Below are 2,945 nucleotides of genomic sequence, written 5' to 3'. Positions count from 1 at the left end.
GCTTTCGCCTCCGGGTTCAATTTCTGGTCCATGTACCTGCCATCGAATGGCGGAGCGGGCCCGCCAGATCCTTGAGCCAGTCTAGCTGTTCTGTCGCCTGCGGGACATTCGAGACTTTGAACTTTCCGTGCAGGGTGTCCGCATTAACATTCAGAAAGGATTGCACTTTGTGGCCTTCCAGGGACGCCACTAACACAAGCGGTTCGAAGAATCGACCTGCCGCCGACAGATTGCTTCCAGGCGTTGCTTCCAGGCGTCACTTCAAGGCGTCACTTCAGCTCGGTCGTCACCTCGGGTTTTGGGTGAAGCGGCGGAAAACCACGCCAAAACATCGTCCGGCAGTCGGAGCGCCGGCCGAAAGGTTCAGAATCAGGGGTCGTCGCACGCCGAACGGACGTCGGCGTCTCGAACGAAATTTCCTTAAGATTTCTTCATCTGGCGCGGCTTCTGGCGCGGCTTCCGGCGGCCTTGCCGCTGGCGTCCTGCTTTCTCGGGATGATTCCGCATTAGACGAATGGCCGCGGTGGTTGGTCGCAGAGTTCTTGCAGAACATTAATCCGGCGGACGGGACCTTGTAACGTCGCATCGCCATTGTTGAGCAAGGGAATTTCCCTGCTCACAATGGAGACGCTGTCATGCAAGATCAACCGAACAATCCGCAACCTGCACCCCGCAAGATCCTGAAGCCGCGCCGGCTGGCGCTGTTGGCTTCTGTCGCCGGCCTCAGCCTGGCCGTGCTCGCCGCCGGCCCGGGCGGCGTCCTGCCGCTTCCGGCATGGACCACGGCGGCTCACGCAGCCGAAGCCGCGGCGCCGAACACGTCCGGCTTCGCCGACCTCGTCGCCAAGGTCAAGCCCGCCGTCATCTCGGTCCGGGTGAAGATCGAGGGCGATGCCAGCAACACGGCCGTCACCCAGCGCGACAACGATGGAATGGGCTCCGATCAGTCCTCGCCGCTCGACCAGTTTTCGCAGCAGTTCGGTTTTCGCTTTCCCAGGGGCATGCCGAGGCCCCATCAGGTCATTACCGGTGAAGGCTCGGGCTTCTTCATCTCGCCGGATGGCTATGCCGTGACCAACTATCACGTGGTCGATCACGCCAAGTCGGTCCAGGTCACCGCCGATGACGGCACGATCTACACGGCGAAAGTGGTCGGCACCGACCAGAAGACGGACCTCGCGCTGATCAAGGTCGATGGCAAGAGCGACTTTCCGTTCGTGAAGTTTGCCGATCAGCCGCCGCGGGTGGGTGACTGGGTGGTTGCCGTTGGCAATCCGTTCGGCCTCGGCGGCACGGTGACTGCGGGCATCGTCTCCGCACGAGGGCGCGACATCGGCGCCGGGCCCTATGACGATTATGTGCAGATCGACGCGCCCATCAACAAGGGCAATTCCGGCGGCCCCGCCTTCGACACCAACGGCAACGTGATCGGCGTCAACACGGCGATCTTCTCGCCGTCCGGCGGCTCGGTCGGCATCGGCTTCGATATTCCGGCCTCCACCGCCAAGCTCGTGGTCGCGCAGCTCAAGGACAAGGGCTACATCACGCGCGGCTGGCTCGGCGTCCAGGTACAGCCGGTCACGCCCGACATCGCCGACAGTCTCGGCATGAAGCAGGCCAGGGGCGCGATGGTGGACAGCCCGCAGCAGGGCAGCCCGGCCGCCAAGGCGGGCATCGAGGCAGGTGACGTCATCACCGCCCTCAACGGCACGCCGGTCAAGGACGCGCGCGATCTGGCGCGGACCGTCGGCATGATGGCGCCGGGAACCTCTGTGAAACTCGACGTGCTGCACCAGGGCCAGTCCAAGGAGATCGCAATGACCCTTGGCGAAATGCCGAATGACCGGCAGGCCAATGCCGGCAACACCAACAGCAACCAGCCCGAAGAAACCGCGGGCACGCCGCACCTTGGTATCAACGTCGAGCCGGCACGTGATGTCGAGGGTGCGGGCGACAAGGGTGCGGTGGTCACCGCCGTCGATCCGGACGGTCCGGCCGCCTCGCACGGCCTGCAGACCGGTGACGTCATTCTCAAGGTCGGCGACAAGGCGGTGTCCAGCGCCGGCGATGTCCGTTCGGCGCTGACGGAGGCCAAGGCGGCCGGCAAGAACACCGTGCTGATGCAGGTGAAGACGGCCGACGCGACCCGGTTCGTCGCGGTGCCGTTCGCCAAGGGCTGACGAGGGCTGACGAGGGCTGGCGGGCTGAGCGGATTGCTCGGCCCTCGGGCCGCGGTGCTTCGAGACGACAATGCGAGGGCCGGGCGGCACATCCCGGCCCTTGCCATACCTTGCCGCCGCCGAACCTTGCCCGTCACGCCGGCTGCGGCGTGGCCTGCGTCGGTTCGAAGGGGCGATCCGGTTGCATCAGGAATGACAGGGCGGCGCCGAGCAGCAACAGGGCGACCGAGCCGGCGAACGGCAGTGTCCAGCTGCCGGTGCGGTCGATCAGATATCCGAACACCAGGGGCGAGATGATGCCGGCTGTGCCAAAGCCGAAATTCATCATGCCGCTCGCCGACCCCGAATAGCGCGGCGCAATGTCCATCGGCACCGCCCAGATCGGCGCCACCACCAGTTCGACGAAAAAGAAGGCGCCTGCGAGCGAGAGCGCGGCGATGTTGACGTCATCGACCAGCATGACCGGGATCAGCAGCACAAAGCCGCCGACCATTCCGGTCGCGATGACATTGCGGCGCGCCGCCACACGGTTGCCGGTCCGATGCAGGATATGGTCGCTGGCCACGCCGCCCAGCGCGTCACCGACCACGCCGGCGAGAAAGACGCCGGCGGAATAGAACGCCGACCTGCTCAGATCCTGGTGGTAGTTCTGATAGAAGAACGACGGGATCCAGCTCAGGAACAGCCAGAGCGTCCAGCCGTAGCAGAAATCGACCGCGGTCACCGGCAGCATGCGGCGAAACAGTTTGAGCCACGGCACCGGCT

General features: G+C 64.7%; 2 protein-coding genes. One reads left to right on the top strand and one right to left on the bottom strand.

The genetic code is table 11. The features are described 5' to 3' along the window. Window positions 1-635 precede the first annotated feature (635 nt). Entirely contained in the window at window positions 636-2,180 is a 1,545-nt protein-coding gene (locus WCB02_RS25865) for a Do family serine endopeptidase (RefSeq protein ID WP_423962601.1), read from the top strand. A gap of 133 nt (window positions 2,181-2,313) precedes the next feature. Here WCB02_RS25865 and WCB02_RS25860 read toward each other — a convergent pair. Then, window positions 2,314-2,945: MFS transporter (locus WCB02_RS25860; protein WP_423962600.1), on the bottom strand; the 632-nt coding region annotated here is incomplete at its 5' end.

The organism is Bradyrhizobium sp. (assembly GCF_049581145.1).
GTDB lineage: Bacteria > Pseudomonadota > Alphaproteobacteria > Rhizobiales > Xanthobacteraceae > Bradyrhizobium.
The sequence above is the reverse complement of the archived record's forward strand: the minus strand, read 5'-3'. Positions and strand labels throughout refer to the sequence as shown.